The following is a 26,305-nucleotide window of genomic DNA, read 5'->3' as shown; positions in this document are numbered from 1 at the left end:
TGCGGTCGCTCGCCTCCAAACAGTCTTGCCACACCGGCGCCAGCATGCGACTGGCCTTGTGATGAATCTCTCGGCCTAACCTGTTCCGCTCATGTCCGCTCCCTCCACGGCTCCACTGCCTGCGCCCGCCAACGGCCGCGATGCGCTCTCGGTGCTGAATTCCGTTTTCGGCCTGCCGGGTTTTCGCGGCGCCCAGGACGAGATCATCGCGCATGTCACAGGTGGCGGCAATTGCCTCGTGCTGATGCCGACCGGCGGCGGCAAGTCGCTGTGCTATCAGCTTCCGTCCCTGCTGCGCGAGGGCTGCGGCATCGTGGTCTCGCCATTGATCGCCTTGATGCGCGACCAGGTCGCCGGGCTGATCGAGGCCGGCGTCAATGCCGCCGCGCTGAACTCGTCACTGACGTCGCAGCAGGCGGCCGACGTCGAACGGCGCCTGCTCGCGGGCGATCTCGACCTGCTCTATGTCGCTCCGGAACGGCTGGTCACGCCGCGCTTCCTGTCGCTGCTGGCGCAGGCCAAGGTGGCGCTGTTCGCCATCGACGAAGCGCATTGCGTCTCGCAATGGGGCCATGATTTCCGCCCTGAATATGTCGGCCTCTCCGTCATCGCCGAGCGTTTTCCCGACGTGCCGCGCATCGCGCTGACCGCAACCGCCGACGAGTTGACGCGCAAGGAGATCGTCGAGCGGCTTCAGCTGACGGAAGCGCCGCAATTCGTCTCCAGCTTCGACCGGCCCAACATCCGCTACGAGATCGTCGACAAGCGCAACGCGGTGTCGCAGCTGAAGGAGTTTATCCGCGAGCGCCACATGGGCGATGCCGGCGTGGTCTATTGCCTCTCGCGCAACCGCGTCGAGGAGGTCGCCGCCGCGCTTCAGGACGCCGGCATTGCCGCACTGCCCTATCACGCCGGCCTCGACGGAAGCATACGCTCACGCAATCAGGACCGCTTCCTCAACGAGGACGGCATCGTCATCGTCGCGACCATCGCCTTCGGCATGGGCATCGACAAGCCCGACGTGCGCTTCGTCGCCCATCTCGACCTGCCCAAGAGCATCGAGGCGTATTACCAGGAGACCGGGCGCGCCGGCCGCGACGGAAAGCCGTCGGCGGCCTGGATGGCCTATGGGCTCTCGGACATCGTGCAGCAGCGCCGCATGATCGACGAGTCCAGCGCCTCCGACGAGTTCAAGCGGGTCTCAATCGGCAAGCTGGATGCGCTGGTCGGTCTCGCCGAGACGCCGCATTGCCGGCGCCGGCGGCTGCTCGCCTATTTCGGCGAGATCGTCATGGCCGAGAATTGCGGCAATTGCGACAATTGCCTGACTCCGCCCAAGATGCGCGAAGGCAAGGTGCTGGCGCAGAAGCTGCTCTCATGCGTCTACCGCACCGGGCAGCGCTTCGGCGCGATGCACCTGATCGACGTATTGGTCGGGCGCCTGACCGAGAAGGTGACGCAGTTCGGCCACGACAAGCTGTCGGTGTTCGGCATCGGCCGCGAGCTCAACGAAAAGCAGTGGCGCACGGTGCTGCGCCAACTCGTGGCGATGGGCCATTTGCAGAGCGACAGCGAAGCGTTCGGCGCGCTGAAGCTGACGGACTCTTCGCGCGGTGTCCTGCGCGGCGAGACCGAGGTGTGGCTGCGTGAGGAGGCGCCGGGCACCCGGGTCCGGTCCAGCCGCACCAAATCCCGCCGCGGCGATCTCGCGCCCGCGGCCGGCGCGCCGCAGGGCGATGTCGATCCCGAGCTGCGCGCGCGCCTGCGATCCTGGCGTTCGGATGTCGCCCGCGGACGTGGCGTGCCCGCCTATGTGGTGCTGCACGACGCCACCATCGACGGCATCGTCCGGGCCTGGCCAACGACGCTGGACGAGCTTCGCAACGTGCCGGGGATCGGCGACAAGAAGCTTGAGCATTACGGCGACGAGCTGCTGCAAATCATCAGGACGCGGTAGGGCGCGAGCCAAAAACTCCGCCGTCATCCCGGACAAGCGCAGCAGCGCAGATCCGGGATCCATAACCACAGGCCGATGCGGTGACGGCAGGCTGGCCATCACGAATCTTCGCAAAACGATTGCTGCGGCGTATGGGTCCCGGGCTCGCGACTTCGTCGCGCCCCGGAACGACAGTGGAGAAGAGGCGAGAGAGCTACGCCTTCACTCACCCGTTCCGGAACGCATACGCATATCCGTTCAGCGCCGGCGCGCCGCCGAGATGGGCGTAGAGGATCTTCGCGCCCTTCTCGAAATAGCCCTTCTTCGCAAGATCGATCAGGCCCTGCATCGACTTGCCCTCGTAGACGGGGTCGGTGATCATGCCCTCGAGGCGTGCGGTGAGGCGGATGGCCTCCTTGGTTTCTTCCGACGGCACGCCATAGGCGGGATAGGCGTAGTCCTCGATCAGCACGACGTCGTCGGCGACGAGCTCCTTGCCGAGCTCGACGAGTCTTGCCGTATTCTGCGCGATCTCGAGCACCTGCGCCTTGGTCTGATCAGGCGTGAAAGAGGCGTCGATGCCGATCACCTTTCGCGCACGGCCATCCGCCGCAAAGCCGACCAGCATGCCGGCATGGGTGGAGCCGGTCACGGTGCAGACCACGATGTAGTCGAACTTGAAGCCGAGCTCGGCTTCCTGCTTGCGCACCTCCTCGGCGAAGCCGACATAGCCGAGCCCGCCGAATTTGTGCACGGAGGCGCCGGCGGGAATCGGGTAGGGCTTGCCGCCCGCCGCCTTCACCTCCTCGATTGCCTGCTCCCAGCTCTTGCGGATGCCGATGTCGAAGCCGTCGTCGACCAGGCGCACGTCGGCGCCCATGATGCGCGAGAGCATGATGTTGCCGACGCGGTCATAGACCGCGTCCTCGTGCGGTACCCAGGCTTCCTGCACCAGGCGGCACTTCATGCCGAGCTTGGCCGCGACCGCGGCGATCATGCGGGTGTGGTTGGACTGCACGCCGCCGATCGAAACCAGCGTGTCGGCGTTCGAGGCGATCGCGTCCGGAATGATGTATTCGAGCTTGCGCAGCTTGTTGCCGCCATAGGCGAGACCGGAATTGCAGTCCTCGCGCTTGGCATAGACCTCGACGTTGCCGCCGAGATGTTTTGACAAGCGCTCGAGCTTTTCGATGGGCGTTGGGCCGAAGGTCAGCGGATAGCGTGCAAATTGGTCGAGCTTCATAGGTCATCCCGTTGCTGCGTGGTTCTGGGAGGTCGCTAGCATTGGCGTCGAAGAATGTGCTCTCAAATTTTGCGCCACTACTGCGCCACATCTTGCAGAACCGAAGCAATATGGCATTATTTCTTCCGTTCTATGCAGAATATCCGGAAGGTTCTTTCATGTCTGCCCGGCTCGATCGAATTGATCTCAAGATGTTGAGATTGCTGCAAAATAACGGCCGGCTCAGCAATGCCGAGCTGGCCGAGACCGTCGCCATCAGCCCCGCCACCTGCCATCGCCGCACCCAGCGACTGTTCCAGGACGGCTTTATTGCCACGGTGCGCGCCATGGTTGCGCCGAAGAAGGTGGCGAAGGGCACGCTCGTGATGGTCGGCGTCGTGCTCGACCGCTCGACGCCGGAGAGCTTCGCCACCTTCGAGCAGGCCATCGCCAAGTTGAAATTCGTGCTCGACTGCCATCTCGTCGCCGGCGACTTCGACTACTTCCTCAAGATCCGGGTCGGCGACATGGAGGATTTCAACCGCATCCACGGCGAGCAGCTGATCGCGCTGCCCGGCGTGCGCCAGACCCGAACTTTCTTCGTGATGAAGGAAGTCGTCGACAATGCACCACTGGAGTTCTGAGCGGACGTCACGGCAACTTCACTTGCCACGCGCTGGCATGCAGGCGACCGTCATTCCTTCTCAACAAGGAGATTTTCACCGTGCGCCTTCCCATTCTTGATCCAAAAGATCTGACCGACGAACAGAAGCCGCTCTATGACGACATGCGAGCCGGCATGCAGGATCATTTCAAGGGCTTTGTGAACATGCGCGACGACGGCGCGCTGCTCGGGCCCTGGAATCCCTGGATCCGAGAACCGCGTTTCGGCAAGCCGGTATGGGAGCTGGTCAAAGCGGTCGCATCCAACCCGTTGCTGCCCGCGCCGGTGCGCGAGGTTGCGATTCTCGTCACCGGCTCGCATTTCCGCTCCGGCTACGAACTCTATGCCCATGTGCTGGTGGCCGAGCAGCGTGGCCTCTCCGACGACAAGCTCGCGACCATCGTCGCCGGTCAGCGGCCCGTGGACCTCACCAGACAGGAGGCGGTTGCCTACGATGTGGCCTCGGCACTGGTCAGCGGCGGCGTGCTGCCGGAGCTGACATATCGGGCCGCGGTGAAGGAGTTCGGCGAGCACGGCGCGGCCGAGCTGTCCTATCTCGTCGGCATCTATTGCATGGTCTCGGTCACGCTCAACACGTTCGACGTGCCCGTGCCGGATTAATTGCGCACGGCGTAAAGCGGCGTTCGCAGCGTCACCTGATAGGCGGGCTTTGGCGTCCACGCGATCTGCGCGGTGATGCCGAACAGGCGGTTGTCGTTGTCGTCCATGCGATCGAGGTCGAGCCGCAGGACCGGCTGGGTGAAGGACTCCGCGAGCGTCCGTCCGGCGAGCTGCGCGCCGCCGAACGACTGCACGCCGAGGCGCCCGGTGAACTTCCAGTTGCTCGGCCATTGATAATAGCCGCCGGCATAGAGGATCGTGTTGGGCCGGATACTGGCGAACGGGGTGGCGATGGTGGTGTAGGTGTATTGCATGCCGGCCAGCCAGCCCCGCGTCTCGTCCTCGTCGAGCGCGTAGTCGAATTCCAGGATGTTGTTGAAGGAGTTCGTCATGCCCTGCTCGTTCGGGACGGACTGGGTCAGGGTCGATTGCAGGGTTATGGTCGGAATCCTGCCGCCGTTCTGCTGATACAGGTCGGCCTGCACGCCGATGTTCCAGCTGGTGATGTCGAACGTCGACCAGCCGCCGCCGATATCCGCGGTCGAGCCCGACACGCCGCCATAGAGCGAGACGCGGTCGCTGACGTCGACGGTCAGTGGCAGGTCAATCGCGATGGCCTTTGCCGCCGGCAAGCCGTTCGGCAGCGCCGTGCCGCGACGCAACGCCAGGGTTTGGAGCGCGGTCGATAGCGAGGTGGTGCCGAAACCGAGCCCGAGCGTGCCTGCCGGGATCTTCGCGTAGCTGGCGCGAAGGTCGAGATAGATGTTTGGCACCGCCGGCTTGGCGGGCTCGTCCTCCTCATCTTCGGCCGCGAAGGCCGCGCCTGTAGGGATCGCCAGAGACAGCAGGCTCAGGCACAGCATTCCCATGGCGATGGCGCGCAAGACCGGGCGACGGGACGGGTTGCGATGGGTCACGGAACGATCCGACGCGTGGCGATTTGGAGGGAAACCGTTGCTAGATGGAACGTGATCGCTTCCGTGGTCAAGCGTTGATGGACGACACGGACGCCTGCGGTTACCCTGCTGTGATCGCGCTGACACAGTCGACGGCCCGACTGAAGCCGGACAATAGAAGGACGACAGCCATGAAGACGCCGGCCATGAAGACGTCACGCCGTATCCTGCTCACCGGTCTGGCGGGGCTCGCCGTTGCTCCGACCACTGTTGCCGCCACAACCATGCCGCCGGTCCCTGATGTAACGGTTGCCGAGGAACGCTATGCGCGCATGATTGCCGCGGCGCATGCGCCGGACGTGACTTGCGCACGGCAGGCGGAGCGTTACGCGGCCGCGCATTGGCCTGAATATGTTGTGGCGGCCAGGGCCGTGCTCGACGCGCGCGTGTGACTCGCGTTGTCACGCCTTCACCGCCCGCCGCACCTGCTCTCCGATCTGCGACAGCACGAGCTGGGCCTGCGGCAGGATGGCGCCCATGGCATGGAAATTGTGAACCATGCCGTCGTGGCAGACGTGCTCGACGGCAACGCCCGCGGCGAGCAGCTTGCGGGCATAGGCATTGCCTTCGTCGCGCATCGGGTCGTACTCGGCGGTGTGAATGATTGCGGTCGGCAGGCCGGTGAGCCGTGTCGCGCGCAACGGAGAGATGCGCGGATCTGCGGTGTCGATGCCATCGGGCAGATAGTCGGATAGATCGGCCTCGATCGTGATGCGATCGATCAGGTGGCCCTCGGCAAAGGCCTCGCGCGAGGGCGAGATTTCCTCGAAGTCCAGCACCGGGCAGATCAGGCATTGCGCGGCGATGGAGAGGCCCGCGGACTGCGCCGCCTCCTGGCACACGATCGCGGCAAGTGTGGCGCCGGCGGAATCGCCGCCGATCACCAGGCGATTTGCATCGATGCCGAGCGATGCCGCCTCGCGCGCCACCCATTCGGTGGCATCGATGGCGTCGTCGACGGCGGCGGGGAATCGGTGCTCCGGGGCGAGCCGGTAATCGACCGAGACGAGGCGGCAGCCAGTGGCATGCGCCAGCGCCGCCGCGATGCGGTCGTGCGTGGCAATGCTGCCGGCGACGAGCCCGCCGCCGTGAAAGAACACGAAGCCTGGTGCGGGCTCCTCGGTGCCGGCCGGCGCGTAGAGGCGATAAGGCAGTTCGCCGGCACGGCCCGGCAGCGTGCCGTCCGAGGTCGCGACATCAGGCGCCTCGGCGCGCGCGAACTGCATCAGCTTTGCCAGGGATTGTCGCCGCGCTTCCACGCTCGGCCGGCTCTGCGCCTGCGGTCCGGCCGCCGCCATCATGGTCAACAAACGCTTTGCGAGCGGATCGAGTGGCATCGATCTTCCCCTTCTCTCACACGGGGTGAGGGTACCTCACGATGTCCCCGCAGCAAATCGTTTAGAAATTGGGACAATAGTGCTGCATGGTTCCAAGGGGAGGCCTGATATGGCCGAGATCAAGAAGCCCATCGCATATTCGCCGAGCTGGACCTTCTTCGAAGGCAAATGGCACGACGGCAACGTGCCGATCATGGGACCGCGAACGCATGCGGCCTGGCTCGGGTCCATCGTATTCGATGGCGCGCGCGCGTTCGAGGGTGTGGCGCCCGATCTCGACTGCCACGTCGCCCGCGTCAACCAGTCCGCGGTCAATTTCGGTTTGAAGCCGGTGGTCGACACCGGTACCTGGCTGGCGCTCGCGAACGAAGGCATTGCCCGCTTTCCGGCGAATGCCGAGCTCTATATCCGTCCGATGTATTGGGCGCAGAACGGTTCGGGCGGCGGCGTGCTGTTCGACCCCGAAACCACCAATTGGTGCCTGTGCATCTACGAGGCGCCGATGCCAAAACCCGTCGGCAATGCCATCACCCTGTCACCGTTTCGTAGGCCCACGGCCGAATGCGCGCCGGTGGAAGCGAAGGCCGCCTGCCTGTACCCGAACAATTCCCGCGCGCTCGCGGAGGCAGCTTCCCGCGGCTTCCAGAACGCGCTGATGCTCGACATGCTCGGCAACGTCGCCGAGTTCGGCAATTCCAACGTGTTCATGGCCAAGGACGGCGTCGTCTTCACGCCGGCGCCGAATGGCACCTTCCTCAACGGCATCACGCGCCAGCGCGTCATCAGCCTGCTTCGCGCCGATGGCGTCACTGTGGTCGAGAAGACGCTGCGCTATGCCGATTTTCTCGCCGCCGACGAAATTTTTTCCTCCGGCAATTTCGCAAAGGTCGCGCCCGTGATCCGCATCGACGAGCGCGAGCTGAAGCCGGGGCCGTTCTACACGAGGGCGCGCAAACTCTATTGGGATTTCGCGCATGCGGTGAAGCTGGCGGCGTAGCTGCCTTCATTTCGCTGTCATCGCCCGACTTGATCGGGCGATCCAGTATTCCAGAGACAGTTGTGATTCCTCGATAAGCTGCGGCGTACTGGATGCCCCGGTCAAGCCGGGGCATGACACCGTTTCTAGAGGCTTCGCGTAAACCGGCTGAACTGAAACGCCTGCGTGGAATTCCACGGCGTGCGATGCGTCTCGCTGCGCGTCTCGACCAGCTCGAACTCCGGTCCCAGTTCCGCTGCGAGGCTCGTGCTGTCGTGTCGCTGCACCGCCAGGCCGCTGCATTTCTCCGGACCATCGGGCGCGAACGTGCCGATGATGACTTGTCCGCCGGGCGCGAGCGCCGACCGCAGGCGCTCGACGTAAGCCGCCCTGTCGCGCGGGTCGGTCAGGAAGTGAAATGCTGCGCGATCGTGCCAGACATCGTAGGTCTTGGTCGGGTGCCATGTCGTGGCATCGGCCACGATCCAGTCGACCGTCGAAGCGGCCGGACCGATGCGCTTCCTCGCCGCTTCGAGAGCATTGACGGATAGATCCAGGACGGCGAGATCGCCATATCCGTCTTGCAACAACGCATCGACCAGGCGCGATGCGCCGCCGCCGATATCGACGATGGCCGTGTCACGATCGGAGCCGGCTGTGCGAATCATCGCCAGCGAGATCGCAGGGCTGTCCTGATACCAGCTGACTTCGGCCTCGCCCTTGGTGGCGTAGACCTGGTCCCAATGCGTGCTTCGGTCAGACAAGGCTCGTCCTCCGGCTCGCGCGGAGCCGGCGCGCATAAAAAGCTACTCTTCCTTCTTCGACATCCGCTCGAGGCGTTCCTGCATTTCCTTCATCTGCTGGCGCAGTTCGTCGATATTGCTGTCCTTGGGCGCCTCGGCACTCGCATCGGGCGCCGGTTCCGGAGTGGTGGCCGACCGGGGCGCAGCGAACGGCTTGAACATCGAGAAGGTCTGCTGGAACAGCTCCATGTTGCGGCGGACTTGTTCTTCCAAGGGAGCAAAGGGAGTGCCGGATAGGGTGTTGGCAATCTGCTTGCGGAACTTCTCCTGTTCCTGGGTCAAGGTCGCGATCGACTGCTCCAGATATTTCGGCACCACCATCTGCATGCTGTCGCCATAGAAGCGGATCAGCTGGCGCAGGAAGGTGGTCGGCAACAGGTTCTGGCCGGCCTTGTTCTCCTGCTCGAAAATGATCTGGGCGAGGACGGAGCGGGTGATGTCGTCGCCGGTCTTGGCGTCATAGACCAGGAAATCTTCGCCGTCCTTGACCATGGCGGCGAGGTCTTCCAGCGTGACATAGGTGCTCGTTCCGGTGTTGTAGAGCCGGCGGTTCGCGTATTTCTTGATGGTGGTGGGTTGGTCTGATTTCGCCATGGGCTCTCACTTGCAAACGCGGAGAACGGGAACCTGCCGGGCAATGCCGCAGGGCGGGAAGAGTACGCAACGCAACAAAATAAGCATTTTCAAAGGGCTCACGCTACCGTTTTGTGCGGCACGGTTAATCGCAGAGCAAAATCGTGCTTGCGAAAGCGCCAAGAACGCTATTTTGAATGCGGTGCGGTATGAATTCGGCGGCCCGCCGATTGACATGCCTCAACGACGTTAACAGGATGGCTGACAAGACTGGCGATCGCTTTTCCAGCCCCGCCTGCCCTTCACAAGAACCTCAAGCCCCAGGAGATGCCCCATGTCAGACGATGTCGTCATCGTCAGCGCCGCCCGCACCCCGGTCGGAAGCTTCAACGGAGCGTTCGCGACCCTTCCCGCCCATGACCTCGGCGCCATTGCCATCAAGGCCGCGCTGGAGCGTGGTGGCATCGAGCCCGGCCGGGTCTCCGAAGTCATCATGGGTCAGATCCTGACCGCCGCCCAAGGCCAGAACCCGGCCCGTCAGGCGTCGATCGCCGCCGGCATCCCGGTGGAGAGCCCGGCCTGGGGCGTGAACCAGCTGTGCGGCTCGGGCCTGCGCACGGTCGCGCTCGGCTATCAGGCGCTGCTCAACGGCGATTCCGAAATCGTGGTCGCCGGCGGCCAGGAATCCATGAGCATGGCCCCGCACGCCCAGCATCTGCGCGGCGGCGTCAAGATGGGCGGCCTCGAGCTGGTCGACACCATGATCAAGGACGGCCTGTGGGACGCCTTCAACGGTTACCACATGGGCAACACCGCAGAGAACGTCGCACGGCAGTGGCAGATCACGCGCGCCCAGCAGGACGAGTTCGCGGTCGCCTCGCAGCAGAAGGCGGAGGCCGCGCAGAAGGCCGGCAAGTTCAACGACGAGATCGTCCCCGTCACCATCAAGACCCGCAAGGGCGACGTCGTCGTCAGCGCCGACGAATATCCGCGTCATGGCGCCACCCTCGACGCGATGGCCAAGCTCAAGCCCGCTTTCGAGAAGGACGGCACGGTGACCGCGGGCTCGGCCTCCGGCATCAATGACGGCGCGGCTGCCGTGGTGCTGATGACCGCCAAGCAGGCGGCGAAGGAAGGCAAGAAGCCGCTCGCGCGCATCGTGTCCTGGGCTCAGGCCGGCGTCGATCCCAAGATCATGGGCTCGGGCCCGATCCCGGCCTCGCGCGCGGCGCTGAAGAAGGCCGGCTGGAGCGTCGGCGATCTCGACCTGATCGAGGCCAACGAAGCCTTTGCGGCGCAGGCCTGCGCCGTCAACAAGGACCTCGGCTGGGACACCTCCAAGGTCAACGTCAACGGCGGCGCGATTGCGATCGGCCATCCGGTCGGCGCGTCCGGCGCACGCGTGCTGGTGACCCTGCTGCACGAAATGCAGAAGCGCGATTCGAAGAAGGGCCTCGCCACGCTGTGCATCGGCGGCGGCATGGGTATCGCGATGTGTCTGGCGCGTGACTGACGACGTTCTGACACGCAGCTGACGCGTGCGCCGCACACGTCAGCTGGTGCGTTGCACGCGACTAAAGAGGCAGCGGTTGCAAATCAAATATTCTTCGCAACCGCGCAAGCCTCGACTAAAGAAAAACGCCCGGCTCGATGCCGGGCGTTTTGTTCTTGATGTCCGTCAAACCAACCGCATAATCCGTAGCTAAAAACGAGTACGTCAGAAACGTCCGAAGAGTCCAAGGGAAGGGAATACGACATGGCACGGGTTGCATTGGTGACGGGTGGTACGCGGGGCATCGGTGCTGCGATCAGCAAGGCGCTGAAGGCCGCCGGCTACAAGGTTGCGGCGAGCTATGCCGGCAACGACGCGGCAGCCGAGAGGTTCAAGGCCGAGACCGGCATTACCGTCTACAAATGGGACGTCAGCAATTTCGAGGCCTGCGCCGAGGGCGTGAAGAAGGTCGAGGCCGATCTCGGTCCGATCGAGGTGCTCGTCAACAATGCCGGCATCACCCGCGATACCGCCTTTCACAAGATGACGCTGGAGCAGTGGAACGCCGTCATCAACACCAATCTGGGTTCGCTGTTCAACATGACGCGCCAAGTCATCGAAGGCATGCGCGCACGCAAGTTCGGCCGCATCATCTCGATCTCGTCGATCAACGGCCAGAAGGGGCAGTTCGGCCAGGTCAACTATTCCGCGGCGAAGGCCGGCGACATCGGCTTCACCAAGGCGCTCGCGCTGGAGAACGCCAAGGGTGGCATCACCGTGAACGCGATCTGCCCCGGCTATATCAACACCGAGATGGTGCAGGCGGTGCCGAAGGACGTGCTGGAGAAGAACGTGATCCCGCAGATCCCGACCAACCGGCTCGGCGAGCCCGAGGAGATCGCGCGCGCCGTCGTCTTCCTCGCCGCCGACGAATCCGGCTTCATCACTGGCTCGACCCTGACGGTCAATGGCGGCCAGTACATGGTGTGATGCGATCGCATCACGTGGGTTGATATTCTCCACATCGTCATGCCCGGGCTTGTCCCGAGCATGATCCCCTGTCATTCCGGGGCGCCGCGCCAGCGGCGAGCCCGGAATCTCGAGGTTCCGGGTTCGGCTCTTCGAGCCGCCCCGGAATGACGAGGCTCCTGGAATGACTCCCCGCACCGCGACGCTGATCGGATTGACCGCGATCCTGATGTGGTCGCTGCTGTCGATGATGACGGTGGCGACCGGCAGGATCCCGGCGTTTCAGCTCGCCGCGATGACGTTTGCGATCGGCGGTCTCGTCGGCCTGCTCACCTGGATCGGGCGGAGCGAGGCGGCGAAAAGCCTGCGTCAGCCGCTCGTCGTCTGGGTCGTCGGCGTCGGCGGCCTGTTCGGCTACCACGCGCTCTATTTTCTCGCGCTACGCTTCGCACCGCCGGCCGAAGCCGGCCTTCTGAATTACCTGTGGCCGCTCCTGATCGTGCTGTTCTCGTCGTTCCTGCCCGGCGAGCGGCTGGCCGCGCATCACATCATCGGCGCCGTGCTCGGCCTCGTCGGCACCGTGCTGCTGTTCGCCGGCAACACCTCCGGCTTCGCGCCGGGCGCGGTGCCGGGATTGATCGCGGCTTTCATCGCCGCGTTCGTCTGGGCCATCTATTCGGTGCTGTCGCGCCGGTTGAAAGCGGTGCCGACCGACGCGGTCGCGGGGTTCTGCCTCGCCACGGCCGTGCTGGCCGCGCTGATGCATGGTTTGCTTGAAACCACGGTGTGGCCAGAGACCACGCTGCAATGGCTCTCGGTGATCGCGCTCGGCATCGGCCCTGTCGGTGCCGCCTTCTACGCCTGGGACATCGGCATGAAGCGCGGCGATATCCGCGTGCTCGGCGCCGCCTCCTACGCGACCCCGCTGCTCTCGACGGGTTTCCTCATCGCTGCCGGTTTTGCCAAGGCCAGCGCCAGCATCGCGCTTGCTGCGATCCTCATTGCCGGCGGCGGCCTGATCGCGGCCAAGGACATGGTGCTCAGGAAAAGGTAATCGTCATTCCGGGGCGCGCGAAGCGCGAGGCCGGAATCCATCTGTCCGCGTCAATGGTGGTGAAATGGATTCTCAGATGCGCAATTGCGCATCATAGCTCGCCGCTGCGCTGCGCCCCGGAATGACAGTGGAGTTCCGGCTCCCAGCCCTTTGGCGCGAGCTCGAAGCCTGCGAACTCGAATGCGGGCGCCACGGTGCAGCCGACCAGCGTCCACTCGCCCGTCGTCTCCGCCATCTGCCAAGCCTGCGCCGGTACGATGGCCTGGGGCCGTTCGCCGCCGACCAGGTCGCTGCCGAGCCGTACCTCGTGCTGCGTGCAGCCCTCATGCGCGATACGAAGCGTCAGCGGGCTGCCGGCATAATAATGCCAAGTCTCGACCGCATCGACGCGGTGCCAGTGCGAGCGCTCGCCGCGTGCGAGCAGGAAGTAGATCAGGGTCGAGCGCGACCGCCCGTTGGCGTCCGTGGCCTGATCGCGGAACGTCTCGCGGTAATGCCCGCCTTCGGGATGCGGGCGGAGTTCGAGGCGCGCGATGATCTCGGCTGCGGTCGGCATCGATCCCATCAGGATTCGTTCTTCAGGACTTTGCTTCAGGATTTATTCTTACGTTCGCGCAGTTCGCCGAACACCGCGGCGGCTTCAGCGCCCTTCATGTGTAGCCTGGCTGCGACCTCGGGTGCATCAGCCCGCAGGAACACATTTGCTCGCTTCTCGTCACCAAGCAGTGAGGGAATCGTGGGCTTGTTCTCGGCTCGCAGCTTCGCCACCTCGGCGGCGCGCGCCTGCAGCGCGGCATTGTCCGGCTCGATGGTGAGCGCGAACTTGACGTTGGACGCCGTATATTCGTGGCCGCAATAGAGCTTGAAGTCGTCGGGGAGCGCCCGCAGCTTCAGCAGCGAATCCCACATCATCGGATAGGTGCCCTCGAACACGCGGCCGCAGCCGATCGAGAACAGCGTGTCGGCGGCGAACACCGTCTTCTCATTGTCGAACACGTAGGAGACGTGGTCGAGGGTATGACCCGGCGTCTCCACGATGCGCGCCAGCAGATTGCCGATCTTGACCACATCGGCATTGGCGACGCGCAGATCGACATTCGCGATCTCGGTCGTCTTGTCGTGCGGCGCGACGACGCGGCAATTGTATTTCTGCTTGAGTTCGGCGACCCCGCCGACATGATCGCCGTGATGATGGGTGATCAGGATGTCGGTCAGCTGCCAGCCCTCGCGCTCCAGTGCCTTCAGGATCGGGCCGGCCTCCGGCGCGTCGATCGACGCGGTCGCCTTGGTTTCCACGTCGTGGATCAGATAACCGAAATTGTCGTTTAAACAGCTGAAAGTACGAATTTCGGCGGCCATGTCATCTCCATCGCGCTCAGCCCCGTCCGACAAATATGGCGTTAACGTTGCGCAGGCAATGCAATATTCGGCGCGCGGGCGCGACCCGGCGCATGTTACATTGCGGTCATGACCATCGACGTCGTCGACCTTCGCGAGTTCTATTCGCGCCGCCTCGGGATCGTGGCGCGGCAAATGATCAATCGCGGCATCCGGGAGCGCTGGCCGGGCGCCAAGGGCCAGCGCGTGCTCGGGATCGGCTACCCCACGCCTTACCTCGGATTGTTCCGCGAGGATGCCGAGCGCTGCATCGCCTTCATGCCGGCGGCCCAGGGCGTCCTGAAATGGCCGACGGGACGGCCGGCACTGGCCTCGCTGGTGGACGAATTCTCGCTGCCGCTTCCCGACGCCGCGGTCGACCGCATCCTCTTGGTGCACGCGCTCGAGATGTCGGACGATCCGGCCGCGTTGCTGCGCGAGGTGTGGCGCGTGCTGTCGCCGTCGGGGCGCGTCATCGCCGTGATCCCGAATCGGCGGGGCGTGTGGACCCGTACCGACAGCACGCCGTTCGGCCACGGCCGGCCCTATTCGCGCTCGCAGATCACCGAGCTGCTGCGCCAGACCTGGTTCACGCCCACCGCCTGGGGCGAGGCGCTGTTCATGCCGCCTTATGCCGGTGGCTGGGTCTTGAGATCGGCCCAGATGTGGGAGCGTGCCGGCGTCGCGTTGTCGCTGCCCTTTGCCGGCGTCCATATCGTGGAGGCGACCAAGCAGGTCTACCGCGCGATCCCTGCAAAGCGCGAGCGAGCGCGGCTGATTCCCTCGCTGGCCAAGCCAGTGCTGGTGCCGTCGTCAAACACGGTGACACGCAGCTGAAACAATCGTCCCGGCGCGAGGCCGGGACGATTGCAGATCGGGAGATCAGACGAGGCTACTCGCCCGGGGCGACTTCGTCGTTGGAGGCGACTGGCGCGGCTTCGCGCTCGGGGCGCGGACCATGCGGCCGCCGGCGCCGGCGCGGATAGCGCTCGCCGCCACCGCCCTCGAAACCGCCCTGACCGCCATTCACGCCGCCGCTCGGACCACCGCTCACCTGGGGCTGCGCGCCGGTGATGAAGGAGGGCAGCCGGTCGACGCCGCCGGCGTCGGCGATGACGGGCTGCGGCTGGTTCGCAGGAAGGGGCTGCGGCTGATATTGCGGCTGCGGACGATGTTCTCGTTCGCGATGCTCGCGCGGCTGCTGATTGTCGCGTTGATAGGGCTGCTGCTGATTGTCGCGCGGCTGGTGATCACGTTGGTGGTGATCGCGCTGGCCGTCGCGGTCGCGCATGAAGGGCTGCTGCTGGGGCTGCGGGACGAAGCCCGGCTCCTGGCCGAAAGCCGAGAAATTCTCGCCGTCGTCCTCGCTGTCGTCGCTTGTGCTGACGGGCTCGTCGCCGCGCGGCTGCTGGTTCTGGCGGAACTGCTCCTGGGCCGCCGCGATCAGGCGGAAATAATGCTCGGCGTGCTGATAGTAGTTCTCGGCGGCAACGGGGTCTCCGGAGGAGCGCGCGTCACGGGCAAGCTGGAGGTACTTTTCGGCGATGTGCGAAGCGGTGCCGCGAATCTTGATGTCAGGTCCGTTGGACTCGTAAACCCGGGTCATCGGGTTCTGGCCGCGCCGGTTGTTGTTGTTATTGTTGTTGCGGTTGCGCATCCGCTGCTTGTTTTGACCGTTTCTCATGTCCTGCCTTTAATTCCAGCCCTAAAGGTTGCACGCATTACTGATTGCTAGGAGTGACTTGGTAACAGCGGCGCACATCTCGCGCGCGCACTGCGCGCAGGAGGGATCGAACCCTGCAGATATTCGTCGACCGTCGCGTTCAACAAAGACGCGTTCCCCACCCGCCAGCATCCATTGCCAGCGAACCCATTCATTTCGCTTGCCGAAACAAGCCCTGCAGTCTTGCGTAAGTGTTTCGGCGCAATATCAGGCTTTCGTTCACTTTGCGGTCGGAGAGCAGCGCAGCTCCAATGGCTATCGCGCTCAACAGGACCTGCGGCTTGGAACCTTTAATCAGTAAAGCTCTCGCCCGAGAGCCCGGCTTTCGCCCGTAGGTCTACGGGGCCGGCACCGATGTGTTGAGTGGAACGTAGTCGTTCCCAGGCGATATTCCAAGAGGTTTTTTGCAGCCCAATCCGGCTTTTATGGAGGCATTTTTCGGGCCGACACGGCCCGCGGAATGCCCGCCAGGTCGGCTTTGGGGGACCTGTCTACCGATAACGCGGCACCCCTCATCAAGGTTTCAATATTCTCGGCCTGGCCCTGTCCGGCCTCGACGATCAGGGCTCCGCCGGGGGCGAGACGCTCGCTCGCCTGCGGGATCAGAGCGCGATAGGCGTCATATCCGTCATTGCCGCCGTCGAGCGCCAGATGCGGATCGTGCTCGCGCACCTCGACACTCAATTTCGGAATTTCAGCCGAGGGAATATAGGGCGGATTCGAGACGATGAGGTCGAACGGGCCACCGAGCGCCGCGGCGTAGGAGCAGGCGATGAAGCCGGCACGGGTGGCGAGGCCGAGCGCGACAGCATTGTCCCTGGCGGTCCTGAGCGCGTTCTGGCTGAGATCGGTGCCGACACCGGACGCATCCGGAATTTCGTGCAGCAGCGCGAGCAGGATCGCGCCCGATCCGGTGCCGATGTCGGCAATGCGTGGCGGGTGAGATGCCTGCCGCTCGCGAAGGACTTCGAGCGCAAGCTCGACCACGGTCTCGGTGTCGGGGCGGGGGACCAGGGTTGCTTCCGACAAGCGTAGCGGCAACCCCCAGAATTCGCGCGTCCCGAGGATGCGCGCCACCGGCTCTCCGGCGATGCGGCGTTGGGCGTGCTGCGCGAGCCGCGATGCTTCGGCCGCGGTGAGAGGGCGGGCCGCCTGCGCGATCAGGCCGGTGAGGTCGAGGCCGAGCGCGGCCCCGATCAGGATGCGCGCGTCGAGTTCGGCGTCGTCGAGCCCTGCCGATCTCAGTTGCGCGGACAGCGCGCGCCGCGCGCCCTCGATCGATTGTCCGGTGAAGGGGTTGCTCACGCCTCAGGCCGCCGCGCCCTGGGCGGCGAGCTGTGCGGCCTGATGCTCGGTCGTCAGTGCGTCGATCAATTCGCCCAGCGCTTCGCCCGCGATCACCTGAGGCAGCTTGTAGAGCGTGAGGTTGATGCGGTGGTCGGTGACGCGGCCTTGCGGGAAATTATAGGTGCGGATGCGTTCGGAGCGGTCGCCGGAGCCGACCTTCTCCTTGCGCTCGGCCGAACGGACGGCGTCGACGCGCTGGCGCTCGGCGTCGTAGATGCGCGAGCGCAGGATGTTCATGGCCGAGGCGCGGTTCTTGTGCTGCGAGCGGCTGTCCTGCATCATCACGACGATGCCGGTCGGGATGTGGGTGATGCGGATCGCCGATTCGGTCTTGTTGACGTGCTGGCCGCCCGCTCCTTGCGCGCGCATGGTCTCGATTCGCAGGTCGTCGTTCTTGATGTCGACGTCGACGTCCTCGACCTCCGGCAGCACGGCCACCGTCGCGGCCGAGGTGTGGATGCGCCCTTGCGTCTCGGTATCGGGCACGCGCTGCACCCGGTGCACGCCGGATTCGAACTTGAGCTTGGAGAACGCGCCGCGGCCCTGCACCTCCGCGATGATTTCCTTGTAGCCGCCGACGGTGCCTTCACTCGCCGAGATCACCTCGACCTTCCAGCCCTGAAGGCTGGCGAAGCGCTCGTACATCCGGAACAGGTCCCCGGCGAACAGCGAGGCCTCGTCACCCCCGGTGCCGGCGCGGATTTCCAGCATGACGTTGCGGTCGTCCATGGCGTCCTTGGGCAACAGCGCGACGCGGATCTTCTGGACCAGCTCCTCGATTTTCGGCGCCAGCGCGTCGCGCTCGGCTTCCGCCATGCTGCGCATCTCGGCATCGGTCGCGGGATCGGCGATCAGTGCCTCGGTGTCCGCGAGCTCCTTGACCGCGGAGCGATAGGCCTTCACCGCCTCGATCAGCGGGGTGATCTCGGCGAGCTCGCGCGTGATCTGCACGTAACGCTCCGAGGCGAGCTGTCCGAGCGATTCGGCCTCGAGCGAGGCGTGGTGCGCGAGCAGGACGTCCAGTTTGGCTTCGGGGAGTGACGACATCGGTTCGGTCTCAAAGAGCGGAAGGTGGCGCGGCGGCGGAAAGCGGCGACAGGCTCGCTACAAGGCCAGGCCTTCGGCCTCGGCAAATTCCGTCAGCTTCTGGCGGATCGAGACGCTGCCCGCCGGCGCGTCCAGCAGCGGGCCAAGCATCGCTTCGGCCTTCTTGGCGTCGAGATCGAGCACCATGGCCTTGACCGGGCCGAGCGCGGTTGCCGAGAGCGACAGCGACCGGTAGCCGAGTGCGATCAGCGCCAGCGCGCCGATCGGCTTCGACGCCATCTCGCCGCAGAGCGAGAGCGACTTCTTTGCCGCATGGGACTTGCGCGCGATGTCGCGGAGCGCGCGCAGGATCGGCGCCGACATGGTGTCGAAACGCTCGGAAACCTTGGCGTTGCCGCGGTCGACCGCGAACAGGAACTGGAACAGATCGTTGGAGCCAACCGAGATGAAGTCTACCTTCTTCAGGAGCTCGTCGAGCTGGTACAGCAACGCCGGCACCTCGACCATGGTGCCGATGTCGATTCGTTCAGGCAGCGTGTGGCCGTGCTGGCGCAGATATGTCAACTCGCGCTCGACAAGTGCCTTGGCCGAATCGAACTCGGCAACCTCCGAGATCATCGGGAACATGATGCGTAGGGCGCGACCGCCGCCGGCACGCAGCAGCGCGCGGATCTGGCCGCGCAACAGGCCGGGACGATCCAGCCCGAGCCGGATCGCGCGCCAGCCGAGCGCGGGATTTTCCTCGATCACCGCTTCCATATAGGGCAGCGCCTTGTCGCCGCCGATATCGAGCGTGCGGAAGGTCACAGGCTTGGGGCCTGCGGCATCCAGCACGGTGCGATAGAGCGCAAGCTGGTCGCTGGTGCGCGGCAGGCTCTGGCCCACCATGAATTGCAGCTCAGTGCGGAACAGGCCGATGCCGGCGCTGCCGGTGTCCTCGATATGCGGCAGGTCGATGGCGAGTCCCGCGTTGATCATCAGCTCGACCTTCTGGCCGTCCTTGGTGACGCAGGGCCGGTCGCGCAGCGCAAGATATTGCGCCTGACGGCGGGCACGGAAGCGCACGCGCTCCGCGAAGGCGGCCTCGACTTCCTGCGACGGCCGCACATAGATCGAACCCGAGGTGCCGTCGACGATGATGGCGTCGCCGGGATCGGCGATGCCGGGCGCGTTCGGCACTTCGCCGACCGCGGGGATGCCGAGCGCGCGCGCCACGATGGAGACGTGGGAATTGGCAGTGCCTTCCTCCAGCACGATGCCGCGCAGACGCTTGCGGTCGTAGTCGAGCAGCGCCGCCGGGCCCATCGCGCGGGCGATGACGATGGCGTTGTCGGGCAATTGCTCGCGTGAGGGCGCGTGATCCTGGCCGACCAATTGCCGCATCAGGCGGTAGCCGAGATCCTCGAGGTCATGCAGCCGGTCGCGCAGATAGGGATCGGTCGAGCGCAGCATGCGCGCGCGGGTGTCCGACTGCACGCGCTCGACCGCGGCTTCCGCGGTGAGGCCGGTGGCGACCGCCTCGTGCAGCTTGTGCGACCAGCCCTGGTCGTTGGCGAACATGCGGTAGGCTTCCAGCACCTCCCGGTGCTCGCCGCCTTCGGCTACGTCGCCGCGCTCCAGCATACGGTCGAGATCGGCCCGCAGCTTGGTGAGCGCTGTGTCGAGCCTCTTGATCTCCTTCGGCAGGTCCTCGGCGATATAGTCCTTGATGACGACGCGCGGCTCGTGCAGCACGACGTGGCCGAGCGCGATGCCTTCCGACAGGATCGCGCCGACCTTCTGCGCCGAATGGCGCGCGGCCGGCTCCTGGCCGGGCTGCGCCAAGGCGGACAATTCACCGGAGGCGATCAGCTCGGCCAGCACCATGGCGGTGGTCTGGAGCGCCTCGAGCTCCTCCTCGACATAATTGCGCTTGGCGCGGTTCTGCACCACCAGCACGCCGAGCGTGTTGCCGGCCCGCAGGATCGGCACGCCGAGGAACGAGTGGTAGATTTCTTCGCCGGTCTCGGGCCGGAACGAGAAGGCAGGGTGGCTCTGCGCATCGCTTAAGTTGAGTGGCGTCGCCTCGCTGGCAACGAGGCCGACCAGGCCCTCATGGGCGCTGAGCACGGTGTGGTGCACCGCCTCGCGGTTGAGACCTTCGGTGGCGTAGAGCTCGAGCGTGTTGTCGATGCGCAGCACGTAGACCGAGCAAACCTCGGCCACCATGTTGGCGGCGATCAGCACCACGATCTTGTCCAGCCGCTCCTGGGCCGAGACCTGCTCCGCCATGGTTTCGCGGAGCCGTCTCAACAAGACGCGGGGACCTCCCGACGCGCTCCGCATGAACCGTCAATCTCCTCCGTCTGCCGGGCCCGGCGGTTTCGGCCGGCGGCTGGCCCAAAATTCCAGAAAAACAACCGAATTGCTTGTCCGGCGCAGGCACAAGTCCAAATCTACTTGAGATTTAGCGATTGTACCGAATCAGCGCCGCCTGAACTGGGACACAGTCTGCGGCAGCCCACCCTGTCCGCCGTATAGCGAATTGAGGCTTGTTTTGCCAAGCAAAACGCCTGCCAAACGCGAAGGTGTGTACACCCAAGCGTTTGCTGCGACCGCTAAGAGAAAATTAGCCCAGGCATGGTCCGGAAAGCGCAAAGCGGTTTTCCGGCCGGGCTCGCTTCAAGCCTGATCGAGGCCGTAGAGCGTGTGCAGGGTGCGCACCGCAAGCTCGGTATAGGCGGTGTCGATCAAGACCGAGAATTTGATCTCGGAGGTTGTAATGGCCCGGATGTTGATATTGCGCCCGGCGAGGGCCGAGAACGCCTGGGCGGCGACGCCGGCATGGCTGCGCATGCCGCTGCCGATCACCGAGATCTTGGCGACATCGGTGGCGGTGTCGAGGCGGGCATAACCGATCTTGGCCTTGGCGGCGGTAATCGTATCCTTCGCGCGGGTGTAGTCCGCGGCCGGCACGGTGAAGGTGAGGTCGGTGGTCTTGCCGTCCTCGGAAACATTTTGCACGATCATGTCGACATTGATGTTGGCATCCGCCAGCGGTCCGAAGATCGAGGCGGCCACGCCCGGCTTGTCCTCGATCTGGCGCACCGAGATCTGGGCCTCGTCCTTTGAAAAGGCGATGCCGGTGACGACGTGGCTTTCCATGATCTCCTCCTCGCTGCAGATCAGCGTGCCGGGCGGCTGGTTGGCATGCGGGTCGATATCCTCGGGCTTGTCGAAGCTCGAGCGGACGAAGATCGGCATGTTGTGGACCATGCCGAGTTCCACCGAGCGGACCTGGAGCACCTTGGCGCCCTGCGAGGCCAGTTCCAGCATGTCTTCGAACGCGATCTTGTCGAGCCTTTTGGCCTTCGGCACGATTCGCGGGTCCGTGGTGTAGACGCCGTCGACGTCGGTGTAGATGTCGCAGCGGTCCGCCTTGACGGCGGCGGCGATCGCCACGGCCGAGGTATCGGAGCCGCCACGGCCGAGAGTGGTGATGCGATTGGTCTCGGGATTGATGCCCTGGAAGCCGGCAACGACCGCGACCTCCTTGCGCTCCCTGAAGCGCTTGATGATCTCGCTGCCGTCGATGTCCTCGATCCGGGCCGAGGCATGGGCGTCGCTGGTCTTGATCGGGATCTGCCAGCCCTGCCAGGAGCGGGCCTGGATGCCCATGCCCTGGAGCACGATGGCAAGAAGACCCGAGGTCACCTGTTCGCCGGAGGCGACGACGGCGTCGTATTCGCGCGCGTCGTGCATCGGCGAGGCCTCGGTGCACCAGGCGACCAGCTCGTTGGTCTTGCCGGCCATCGCCGAGACGACCACGGCTACTTCATGGCCGGCATCGACCTCACGCTTCACATGGCGTGCGACGTTGCGGATCCGTTCGATATTGGCGACGGACGTGCCGCCGAATTTCATCACGAGGCGGCTCATGACGACGCGTGCATTCCTTCATAAGGATCAGTATGGTGACCCGCACTGGACGGCTGCCTCGCGGACACCGACCGCGCGTATACATAGCGCCGGGGCCGGGGGCAAGCGGGTTCCTGCGGGGGCAGGTGGGTAGTGGGTTAACCGAGGTCATGGCGCGTTACATCGACGAGATCCTGCAGCCCGGCGAGCGGGTGCTGTATTCGACCAATGCGCACTGGATTTTCTACTTTCCGGCCATCCTGGCCTGGATTGTGGCTCTCGCCCTGTTCATCCTGTCGCGGCAGGCGATGGTCGACTGGCTCGTCCTGCTTTGCCTCGGGGCCGCAGGTCTCGTGGCTCTGGCAGCCCTGTATTGGACCATCAAAGGCTGGTTCCATCGCTTCACCACCGAGACCGACGTCACCAACCTCAGGGTCGTGCACAAGACCGGCTTCATCAAGCGCCGGACCTTCGAGATGGCGCTGGACAAGGTCGAGAGCGTCGACGTCGACCAGACCATTCTTGGACGTATTCTCAACTACGGCGACGTGACGATTCGTGGCGTCGGGGAGGGGATGGAGACGATCAGGACCATCGCCTCGCCGCTCGCCTTCCGTAGTTCGATCACAACGCGGTAGGACCGCGCGCAATCATGAGCATGCAGCAAAACATTTCCGCCACCGCCCAGCCGGGCTCGACCGTCGACGCCGCCGAGATCGCGAAATTTTCAAAGCTCTCGGCGGAGTGGTGGGACCCCAAGGGCAAGATGGCGCCGCTGCACCGGATCAATCCGCTGCGGCTCGGCTATATCCGCGACGCCGCCTGCCGCAAGTTCGAGCGCAACGTGCGCAGCCTCAACTGCCTCGGGTCCCTGCGCGTGCTCGACATCGGCTGCGGCGCCGGCCTGTTGTGCGAGCCGCTGTCGCGCCTGGGGGCGCAGGTCATCGGCATCGATCCTTCCCAAAGCAACATCGCCGCGGCGAAGCTGCATGCCGACAAGAGCCATTTGCCGATCGACTATCGCTGCACCACGGTCGAGGAGATCGATCCGCGCGAGCGCTTCGACATCGTGCTGGCGATGGAGGTGGTCGAGCACGTCACCGACGTCGGCGTCTTCCTGAAGCGCTGCGCCTCGATGCTGAAGCCGAACGGGTTGATGGTGGTCTCGACCCTGAACCGCAACTGGAAGAGCTTCGCCCTCGCCATTGTCGGTGCCGAATATGTGCTGCGCTGGTTGCCGCGCGGCACCCACGAATGGAACAAATTCGTCACCCCCGACGAGCTCGCAAAGCACCTGCTCGACAACCGCCTCGTCGTCACCGAGCAGACCGGCGTCGTCTACTCACCCTTCGCCGACAAATGGTCCCTTTCGTCCGACATGGACGTGAACTACATGGTGGTCGCCGAAGGGATGGTGTGAGACGGAGGTGCGCCGGGCGGCGTCACTTCTGCTCACAGCGCCACCCTGCACCCCGTTCCAAATCCGCCGCAAAACTGGCATAGCGTTACCCTGTCACATGCGTTGGACAGGGTGGAGCGGGCATGACGCAGGCGGTATTGGGCATCATTGGCGGCTCGGGCATCTATGACCTGCCGGGCCTCGAGGATGCGCGCGAAGACGTGATCAAAAGTCCCTGGGGCGAGCCGTCGGCTCCGGTAAGGCGCGGCTCCATCGCCGGCCTGCCGATCGTGTTTCTGCCCCGGCACGACAAGGGCCACCGGCTGTCGCCCTCCGACATCAACTACCGCGCCAATATCGACGTGCTGAAGCGCGCCGGCGTCACCGACCTGATTTCGCTCTCGGCCTGCGGCTCCTTCAAAGAGGAACTGCCGCCCGGGACCTTCGTTCTGGTCGACCAGTTCGTCGACCGCACCCACAAGCGCGAGAGCTCGTTCTTCGGCCGCGGCTGCGTCGCCCATGTGTCGATGGCCCATCCGGTCTCGCCGCGGCTGCGCATCCATCTGGCCGCGGCCGCGGAAGCCGAGGGCATCGCGGTCGCGCGCGGCGGCACCTATGTCTGCATGGAAGGGCCGCAATTCTCAACTTACGCGGAAAGCATGACCTACAAGACATCAGGCTATTCCGTGATCGGCATGACCAACATGCCCGAGGCCAAGCTCGCGCGTGAGGCGGAGATCTGTTACGCCACCGTCGCGATGGTGACGGATTTCGATTGCTGGCATCCCGATCACGACGCCGTCACCGTCCAGGACATCATCCGCGTGCTGACGTCCAACGCCGACAAGGCCAAAGCGTTGGTGGCGCGGCTGGCAAAGGATTTTCCGCGCGAGCACGAGCCATGCCCGATCGGCTCCGACCGTGCGCTCGACACCGCGCTGATCACCGCGCCCGAGGCGCGCGATCCGGAGCTTCTGAAGAAGCTCGATGCGGTCGCGGGGCGTATCCTGCGTAGTTGAGACGAAAGGCCGAATGCCATGAAGGTCGACGGCAAGCATTTCCGCAGCATCTGGCGCGAGCGTGATGGTTGGTCGGTCGGCGCGATCGATCAGCGCCGGCTGCCGCACGAGTTCATCGTCGCGCGCCTGACCTCTTGCGAGGATGCGGCCGTTGCCATCCGCGACATGCTGGTGCGCGGCGCGCCGCTGATCGGCGCGACGGCGGCTTACGGCATGGCTCTCGCCATGCGCGAGGATGCCTCGGACGCCGGGCTGAAACGGGCCTATGACACGCTTGTCGTGGCGCGGCCGACCGCGATCAATCTGAAATGGGCGCTGGACGAGATGCGCACGACGCTGGCGCCGATCGACCCAATCGAACGAGCGGAAGCCGCCTATGCGCGGGCCGACGAGATCGTCGAGCAGGACGTCGAGATCAACCGCGGCATCGCCGGCAACGGCCTGAAGCTGATCGAGGCGATTGCGGCGAAGAAGCCGGGCGACCCGGTCAACGTGCTGACGCATTGCAACGCCGGCTGGCTCGCCACCGTCGACTGGGGCACGGCGACCGCGCCGATCTATCTCGCGCATGAGCGAGGCATCAAGGTCCATGTCTGGGTCGATGAGACACGCCCGCGCAACCAGGGCGCTTCGCTGACAGCCTGGGAGCTCGGCCATCATGGCGTGCCGCACACGGTGATCGCCGACAATACCGGCGGCCATCTGATGCAGCACGGCATGGTCGATCTCGCCATCGTCGGCACCGACCGTGTCGCCGCCAACGGCGATGTCTGCAACAAGATCGGCACTTATTTGAAGGCACTCGCCGCGCACGACAACGGGGTGCCGTTCTACGTCGCGCTGCCGTCGCCGACGATCGATTTCGCCGTTCATGACGGCATCCGTGACATCCCGATCGAGCAGCGCAGCGCGGTGGAGGTGACTGATATGACCGGGCGCACCGCGGACGGAAGACTGGAGACGGTACGTATCGTGCCTGAGGGCTCGCCGGTCGCGAACTATGCTTTCGATGTGACGCCGGCACGGCTCGTCACCGGTCTCATCACCGAGCGCGGCGTGTTGAAGCCGGATCGCGCGTCGCTGGCGGCGGCGTTTCCGGAGCGGATTGCGACCGCGGCAGAGTAGCCCCACGTAGGGTGAGCAAAGGCGCTGAAGCGCCGTGCCCACCATCTGCTTGTGGTGGGCACGCCTTCGCTTTGCCTACCCTACGGCATCGTGCCTCGCAACGACGAGGTGCCTATCCCAGCTTCAGCCCCGTCGCCTTCTCGAGCTCGGCGATCGCCTGCGCGCCGCTCGTCACCTTGATCGTGGTCATGCCCATCTCGCGCGCGGGCTTCAGGTTGACGCCGAGATCGTCGAGATAGACGCACTTGTTCGGATCGACCTTCAGCGTCTCCACCATCAGCTGGTAGATGCGCGGGTCGGGCTTGCGCAGGCCGATCTTGGCGGATTCGATGACGTGGTCGAACAGCACCATGACTTCGGCGATGTAGAGCGAGCGCCCTGTCAGGCTGCCGATCGCATTGGCAGGGAGGTTGTTGGTGATGCACCCGGTCTTGAATTGCGCCTTGATGCGCTTCAAGGCCTCGACCATCTCCGGACGCAGATCGCCCTGCAGCAGCGGCAGCACGTCGCGGCCGCGCACTTCCGCGCCGAGCGCCAGCGACTCCTCGGCAAACAGGCGATCGAACGTTTCGATATCCACCTCAGCCCGCTCGAACCTGGCCCAGGCGTTCTCCAAATGATTGGCGGCGTTGGTGCGCCGGATGATGTCGGCGGGCAGGCCGCGTTCGGTCTCGAACCGCGTGAACGCTTCGAAGGGCGAGCTCGTCAGCACGCCGCCAAAATCAAAGATCACAGCCTCAATCGTCAATATTCCGCCCTCGTCAATTC

General features: G+C 64.8%; 26 protein-coding genes. 13 read left to right on the top strand and 13 right to left on the bottom strand.

The annotated features are described in order from the left end of the window. The first annotated feature begins 91 nt into the window (after positions 1 to 91). Complete coding sequence (recQ, locus tag AC3WLX_RS20210; RefSeq protein WP_492337261.1) at positions 92 to 1,957, top strand: DNA helicase RecQ; 1,866 nt, start codon at positions 92 to 94, stop codon at positions 1,955 to 1,957. Between the two features lie 205 nt (positions 1,958 to 2,162). On the opposite strand, the gene AC3WLX_RS20205 is transcribed toward recQ, so the two are convergent. Further along, positions 2,163 to 3,179, bottom strand: a complete 1,017-nt coding sequence (locus AC3WLX_RS20205; RefSeq protein ID WP_291618958.1) for a 1-aminocyclopropane-1-carboxylate deaminase — start codon at positions 3,177 to 3,179, stop codon at positions 2,163 to 2,165. A 158-nt stretch (positions 3,180 to 3,337) separates the two neighbouring features. Here AC3WLX_RS20205 and AC3WLX_RS20200 point away from each other — a divergent pair, with 158 nt between their 5' ends. Further along, positions 3,338 to 3,802, top strand: coding sequence for an Lrp/AsnC family transcriptional regulator (locus tag AC3WLX_RS20200; protein ID WP_291618956.1), 465 nt, complete (start codon positions 3,338 to 3,340; stop codon positions 3,800 to 3,802). 80 nt (positions 3,803 to 3,882) lie between these two features. Further along, complete coding sequence (locus tag AC3WLX_RS20195; RefSeq protein ID WP_291618954.1) at positions 3,883 to 4,443, top strand: carboxymuconolactone decarboxylase family protein; 561 nt, start codon at positions 3,883 to 3,885, stop codon at positions 4,441 to 4,443. Here AC3WLX_RS20195 and AC3WLX_RS20190 read toward each other — a convergent pair. Beyond that, positions 4,440 to 5,327 (bottom strand): hypothetical protein, encoded by an 888-nt coding sequence (locus tag AC3WLX_RS20190; RefSeq protein WP_492337328.1) that lies wholly within the window; start codon positions 5,325 to 5,327, stop codon positions 4,440 to 4,442. The genes AC3WLX_RS20195 and AC3WLX_RS20190 overlap by 4 nt on opposite strands. Positions 5,328 to 5,545: 218 nt before the next feature. Here AC3WLX_RS20190 and AC3WLX_RS20185 point away from each other — a divergent pair, with 218 nt between their 5' ends. Beyond that, a complete protein-coding gene (locus AC3WLX_RS20185; protein WP_492337327.1) occupies positions 5,546 to 5,791 on the top strand; it encodes a hypothetical protein in 246 nt (81 codons plus the stop codon). A gap of 9 nt (positions 5,792 to 5,800) precedes the next feature. Here the strand turns inward: AC3WLX_RS20185 and AC3WLX_RS20180 are convergent, their stop codons facing one another. Continuing rightward, positions 5,801 to 6,736: an alpha/beta hydrolase gene (locus tag AC3WLX_RS20180; protein WP_492337260.1), complete on the bottom strand. Its 936-nt coding sequence runs from the start codon at positions 6,734 to 6,736 to the stop codon at positions 5,801 to 5,803. Positions 6,737 to 6,845: 109 nt separating this feature from the next. Between AC3WLX_RS20180 and AC3WLX_RS20175 the strand changes: the two genes are divergently transcribed. Continuing rightward, positions 6,846 to 7,733 (top strand): branched-chain amino acid aminotransferase, encoded by an 888-nt coding sequence (locus AC3WLX_RS20175; protein WP_492337259.1) that lies wholly within the window; start codon positions 6,846 to 6,848, stop codon positions 7,731 to 7,733. A 125-nt stretch (positions 7,734 to 7,858) separates the two neighbouring features. Here the strand turns inward: AC3WLX_RS20175 and AC3WLX_RS20170 are convergent, their stop codons facing one another. After that, the gene (locus tag AC3WLX_RS20170; protein ID WP_492337258.1) at positions 7,859 to 8,476 is read right to left on the bottom strand and encodes a class I SAM-dependent methyltransferase; all 618 of its coding nucleotides are present in this window, start codon (positions 8,474 to 8,476) and stop codon (positions 7,859 to 7,861) included. Positions 8,477 to 8,518: 42 nt separating this feature from the next. After that, positions 8,519 to 9,109, bottom strand: a complete 591-nt coding sequence (gene phaR / locus AC3WLX_RS20165; RefSeq protein WP_492337257.1) for a polyhydroxyalkanoate synthesis repressor PhaR — start codon at positions 9,107 to 9,109, stop codon at positions 8,519 to 8,521. A 313-nt stretch (positions 9,110 to 9,422) separates the two neighbouring features. Between phaR and AC3WLX_RS20160 the strand changes: the two genes are divergently transcribed. From AC3WLX_RS20160 to yddG, 3 genes are all read left to right on the top strand, one after another. After that, on the top strand, positions 9,423 to 10,601 hold the full coding sequence (locus AC3WLX_RS20160; RefSeq protein ID WP_291618944.1) for an acetyl-CoA C-acetyltransferase: 1,179 nt from the start codon (positions 9,423 to 9,425) through the stop codon (positions 10,599 to 10,601). 243 nt (positions 10,602 to 10,844) lie between these two features. Further along, on the top strand, positions 10,845 to 11,570 hold the full coding sequence (gene phbB, locus AC3WLX_RS20155; RefSeq protein WP_492337256.1) for an acetoacetyl-CoA reductase: 726 nt from the start codon (positions 10,845 to 10,847) through the stop codon (positions 11,568 to 11,570). 163 nt (positions 11,571 to 11,733) lie between these two features. Continuing rightward, positions 11,734 to 12,603 (top strand): aromatic amino acid exporter YddG, encoded by an 870-nt coding sequence (yddG, locus tag AC3WLX_RS20150; RefSeq protein ID WP_492337255.1) that lies wholly within the window; start codon positions 11,734 to 11,736, stop codon positions 12,601 to 12,603. A gap of 91 nt (positions 12,604 to 12,694) precedes the next feature. On the opposite strand, the gene AC3WLX_RS20145 is transcribed toward yddG, so the two are convergent. Both AC3WLX_RS20145 and gloB read right to left on the bottom strand, forming a co-directional pair. Beyond that, on the bottom strand, positions 12,695 to 13,159 hold the full coding sequence (locus tag AC3WLX_RS20145; protein WP_492337326.1) for a cupin domain-containing protein: 465 nt from the start codon (positions 13,157 to 13,159) through the stop codon (positions 12,695 to 12,697). 35 nt (positions 13,160 to 13,194) lie between these two features. Continuing rightward, positions 13,195 to 13,962 (bottom strand): hydroxyacylglutathione hydrolase, encoded by a 768-nt coding sequence (gloB, locus tag AC3WLX_RS20140; protein ID WP_492337254.1) that lies wholly within the window; start codon positions 13,960 to 13,962, stop codon positions 13,195 to 13,197. A 108-nt stretch (positions 13,963 to 14,070) separates the two neighbouring features. Here gloB and AC3WLX_RS20135 point away from each other — a divergent pair, with 108 nt between their 5' ends. Continuing rightward, on the top strand, positions 14,071 to 14,817 hold the full coding sequence (locus tag AC3WLX_RS20135) for a class I SAM-dependent methyltransferase (RefSeq protein ID WP_291618936.1): 747 nt from the start codon (positions 14,071 to 14,073) through the stop codon (positions 14,815 to 14,817). A gap of 55 nt (positions 14,818 to 14,872) precedes the next feature. Here AC3WLX_RS20135 and AC3WLX_RS20130 read toward each other — a convergent pair whose 3' ends face one another. From AC3WLX_RS20130 to AC3WLX_RS20110, 5 genes are all read right to left on the bottom strand, one after another. Continuing rightward, positions 14,873 to 15,664 carry a DUF4167 domain-containing protein gene (locus AC3WLX_RS20130; protein WP_492337253.1) on the bottom strand — a complete coding sequence of 264 codons (792 nt, stop codon included), beginning with the start codon at positions 15,662 to 15,664 and terminating at the stop codon, positions 14,873 to 14,875. Positions 15,665 to 16,126: 462 nt separating this feature from the next. After that, complete coding sequence (gene prmC / locus AC3WLX_RS20125; RefSeq protein ID WP_492337252.1) at positions 16,127 to 17,008, bottom strand: peptide chain release factor N(5)-glutamine methyltransferase; 882 nt, start codon at positions 17,006 to 17,008, stop codon at positions 16,127 to 16,129. 3 nt (positions 17,009 to 17,011) lie between these two features. Next, positions 17,012 to 18,097, bottom strand: coding sequence for a peptide chain release factor 1 (gene prfA / locus AC3WLX_RS20120; RefSeq protein WP_492337251.1), 1,086 nt, complete (start codon positions 18,095 to 18,097; stop codon positions 17,012 to 17,014). A 57-nt stretch (positions 18,098 to 18,154) separates the two neighbouring features. Further along, positions 18,155 to 20,422 (bottom strand): phosphoenolpyruvate--protein phosphotransferase, encoded by a 2,268-nt coding sequence (ptsP, locus tag AC3WLX_RS20115; protein ID WP_291618927.1) that lies wholly within the window; start codon positions 20,420 to 20,422, stop codon positions 18,155 to 18,157. 336 nt (positions 20,423 to 20,758) lie between these two features. Beyond that, the gene (locus AC3WLX_RS20110) at positions 20,759 to 22,015 is read right to left on the bottom strand and encodes an aspartate kinase (protein WP_291618925.1); all 1,257 of its coding nucleotides are present in this window, start codon (positions 22,013 to 22,015) and stop codon (positions 20,759 to 20,761) included. 149 nt (positions 22,016 to 22,164) lie between these two features. On the opposite strand from AC3WLX_RS20110, the gene AC3WLX_RS20105 reads away from it, so the two are divergent. The 4 genes from AC3WLX_RS20105 (at position 22,165) to mtnA (ending at position 25,537) form a co-directional block, all read left to right on the top strand. Beyond that, positions 22,165 to 22,632 (top strand): PH domain-containing protein, encoded by a 468-nt coding sequence (locus AC3WLX_RS20105; RefSeq protein WP_291618924.1) that lies wholly within the window; start codon positions 22,165 to 22,167, stop codon positions 22,630 to 22,632. A 14-nt stretch (positions 22,633 to 22,646) separates the two neighbouring features. Next, positions 22,647 to 23,414, top strand: coding sequence for a bifunctional 2-polyprenyl-6-hydroxyphenol methylase/3-demethylubiquinol 3-O-methyltransferase UbiG (gene ubiG / locus AC3WLX_RS20100; RefSeq protein ID WP_291618921.1), 768 nt, complete (start codon positions 22,647 to 22,649; stop codon positions 23,412 to 23,414). A gap of 122 nt (positions 23,415 to 23,536) precedes the next feature. Beyond that, complete coding sequence (locus AC3WLX_RS20095; protein ID WP_291618919.1) at positions 23,537 to 24,412, top strand: S-methyl-5'-thioadenosine phosphorylase; 876 nt, start codon at positions 23,537 to 23,539, stop codon at positions 24,410 to 24,412. 18 nt (positions 24,413 to 24,430) lie between these two features. Beyond that, positions 24,431 to 25,537 carry an S-methyl-5-thioribose-1-phosphate isomerase gene (mtnA, locus tag AC3WLX_RS20090; RefSeq protein ID WP_291618917.1) on the top strand — a complete coding sequence of 369 codons (1,107 nt, stop codon included), beginning with the start codon at positions 24,431 to 24,433 and terminating at the stop codon, positions 25,535 to 25,537. Positions 25,538 to 25,649: 112 nt separating this feature from the next. Here the strand turns inward: mtnA and AC3WLX_RS20085 are convergent, their stop codons facing one another. After that, a complete protein-coding gene (locus tag AC3WLX_RS20085) occupies positions 25,650 to 26,285 on the bottom strand; it encodes an HAD-IA family hydrolase (protein WP_291618915.1) in 636 nt (211 codons plus the stop codon). Positions 26,286 to 26,305: the final 20 nt, after the last annotated feature.

Source organism: Bradyrhizobium sp. FW305-F6 (assembly GCF_058782905.1).
This window is presented reverse-complemented; position numbering and strand designations above follow the sequence as displayed.